Annotated in this window: 2 protein-coding genes; both read left to right on the top strand. The window is 71.3% G+C overall.

The features are described from left to right. Positions 1-2,624: transglycosylase domain-containing protein (locus DQW06_RS25015; protein WP_232833149.1), on the top strand; the 2,624-nt coding region annotated here is incomplete at its 5' end. A gap of 239 nt (positions 2,625-2,863) precedes the next feature. Then, complete coding sequence (gene rpsF, locus DQW06_RS25010; RefSeq protein WP_013155834.1) at positions 2,864-3,154, top strand: 30S ribosomal protein S6; 291 nt, start codon at positions 2,864-2,866, stop codon at positions 3,152-3,154. Positions 3,155-3,181: the final 27 nt, after the last annotated feature.

Genomic DNA, 3,181 nt, shown 5'->3' with positions numbered 1-3,181 from the left:
GCCCCGAGGGCGAGCGCCCCCGGCGGCCCCAGGACGGCGAGCGCTCCGGTCACCGTTCCGAGGGACAGCGCCGCCGCCCGGACGAGGACCCCCGCGGCCGCCGCAGGGCGGCCGGTTCCGGACCGCGCGACCCCCGGGACCGCGACCCCCGCGACCCCCGCGACCGCGGCCGTGACCGTGAGAACGCCGCCCGCTCCGAGGGGCGGCGAGCCCCGGGCCGCGGCTCCCGCGCCGCCGCCGGCGGCGGCAGAGGAGGCCGGGGAGGCGGCCGGCGCCGCTCCCGCGACGAGGAGCCGGACGACCGCCCCTGGTTCAAGCGCTTCCTGTCCAAGGCGTGGAAACCCGCCCTGGCCGTCTTCGGCCTGATGATCATCGGCGGCGTGGCCGCCTTCGCGATCCTGTACGCCATGGCCCCCAACGTGAACGAGCTCGAGGCCAAGTCGGACGCCAACCTGTCCGCCACCCAGATCATGTGGGCTCCGGAGGGCGACGCCGAGCCCGAGGTCGCGGTCACCACGGGCGAGGTCAGGCGGGTCGAGGTCCAGAGCGAGGACATCCCGCAGACGGTCATCAACGGTGTGCTCGCCGCCGAGCAGCGCACCTTCTACACCGACCCCGGCATCAGCATCTCCGGGATCGGGCGCGCCCTCCTCTCCGGCGGCGAGGCGGGCGGCGGTTCCACCATCACCCAGCAGATGGCGCGGAACTACTACAGCGACCTGGAGATCGAGAACCAGTACATCCGCAAGATCCGCGAGATCTTCATCTCCATCAAGCTCAACCAGCAGATGGAGAAGGAGGAGATCCTCTCCACCTACCTCAACACCATCTACTTCGGCCGCAACGCCATGGGCATCCAGATGGCCGCCCAGTCCTACTTCGGCAAGGACCTGGACGAGCTGACCGACGCCGAGGGCGCCTTCCTGGGCATCATCATCCAGATGCCCAGCAACTTCCAGGGCGAGATGGGCGACTGGACCAGGACCTACCTCAACGAGGAGCGCTGGCCCTACGTGCAGAACCAGCTGGCGCTCATGCACGAGGAGGACCCCGACCTCGGCCTGCCCAGGGCCGAGGCCGAGGCCCTGGAGATCCCCGAGCTCGTCCCGTACGGCACCGAGGAGGGCGAGGAGGAGCAGGAGTACGACCCCAAGTTCGACTACGTCCGCCAGGCGGTCGTCCAGGAGATCGAGGAGCGCTACTCCGGGATCACCGCCCAGGACATCGCCACCCAGGGCTTCGTCGTGCAGACCTCGCTGGACCCCGTGCTCATGGACGCCGCGCGCAGCTCCTTCGACGTCCTGCCGAACACCCCCGAGGACACGATGATGGGCCTGACCGCGGTCGACCCCGCCACGGGGCAGATCGTCGCCTTCCACGGGGGCGACAACGTGGTCGAGGACGTCAACAACTCGCTGACCCACCGGACGCAGGCGGGCTCGTCCTACAAGCCCTACGTGCTCGCCACCGCGCTGGAGAACGGCATCAGCCTCAACAGCACGTTCGACGGCGACTCCCCCCAGGAGTTCCCGGGGCTGCAGAGCGAGGTCATCAACGCGGGCGGCAGGAGCTGGGGTCCGGTCAACCTGATCCAGTCCACCGCCCAGTCGATCAACACCCCGTTCGTGGAGCTGGCGGTGCAGATGACCCCGGCCGCGGTGGACGAGCTCGCGGTCCAGGCCGGTGTGGCCGAGGAGCAGACCACGACCTCCGCCCAGGGCCCGCTCATCGCGCTGGGCACCCACCAGGTGAGCGCGCTGGACCAGGCCGAGGGCTACTCCACCTTCGCCGCCGGGGGCGTGCACCGTCCGGCGCACATGGTCACCGAGCTGCGCACCTCCGACGGCCAGGTCATCCCGCCCGACGACGCCGACCTGCTGGAGAACGGTGAGCAGGTGGTCACCGCGGACGTCGCGGCCGACGTCACCTACGCCATGACCCAGGTCGTCGAGCCCGGCGGCGGTGGCGACCAGGCGGCGCTGCCCGACGGGCGCCCCGTCGCGGGCAAGACCGGTACCTCCAGCGACGCGGTCTCCGCGTGGTTCGTGGGATACACGCCGCAGCTCGTCGCCGCGGTGGGCCTGAGCCGCGCGGACGCCAACCAGGCCCTGGAGTTCGACGGCCAGACCGCGGGGGAGATCTTCGGTGGCACCACCTCGGCCAACGTGTGGCGCGAGTTCATGACGACCGCCATGGAGGGCGTCGAACCGGCGCAGTTCCCGCCGCCCGCCTACGTCGGTACGGAGCAGAGCTTCGTGCCCACGCCCTCCCCGAGCGCCGAGGAGAGCGACGAGCCGAGCGACGAGCCCTCGGTCGAGGAGTCCCCGAGCGAGAGCCCGGCGGAGTGCGACCCGTCCATGCCGGACTCCCCGGAGTGCCAGGACCAGCAGACCGATGAGCCCTGTGAGCCCGGGTGGGGCCGGGACTGCCCGGAGAGCCCCGGCTCGGGGGACCAGGAGGAGTGCGGTGGCTGGGGCCAGCCCGCCTGCGAGGACACCGATCCCAGCGGTGAGGCCTCCGACCCCGAGCAGGACGGCGGGGAGCAGGGCGGCGGGATCTTCGGGAGGACGACCAACACCGGCGGCGAGCCCGGAAGGTTGGTGATCCTCGGCCGGAACGACTGACCCGGTCCCGGAGGGGCGAGGGGGCCGGTGCGCGCGGAGCGCACCGGCCCCCTTCGCGTGTACCCGGGCTCCGTCCACAGGCCGCACCGGAAGGTGTGCGGCTGCTGGTAATCTTGGGTCCCGTATGGCTCAGAGTCCGCGCGACGCCCGCCCCCGCGGCGCGGAACCCGTCCCGGACTCCTGCCCTCCTGCTATGGAGATTCCATGGCCGCGACAGTCCAGAGGAGGAACGTACGCCTATGCGTCGTTACGAACTCATGATCATCCTCGACCCCAACCTCGACGAGCGCACCGTCGCCCCGTCGCTGGAGAACTTCCTGGGTGTCGTCCGCAACGACGGCGGCTCGGTGGAGAAGGTCGACATCTGGGGCAAGCGCCGTCTCGCCTACGACATCGACAAGAACGCCGAGGGCATCTACGCGGTGATCGACCTCACCGCCGAGCCCGCCACGGTCAAGGAGCTGGACCGCCAGCTCGGTATCGCCGAGGCCGTGCTCCGCACCAAGGTGCTCCGCCCCGAGGTCCACTAGGCGGCGCACCGCCGCCGTCCCCCGCCC

Origin of the sequence: Nocardiopsis sp. TNDT3, from assembly GCF_003427465.1 — a bacterium.
GTDB classification, from domain to species: Bacteria; Actinomycetota; Actinomycetes; order Streptosporangiales; family Streptosporangiaceae; genus Nocardiopsis; species Nocardiopsis dassonvillei.
Note: the sequence above shows the minus strand (reverse complement) of the source record. Positions and strands in the feature narration are given on the sequence as shown.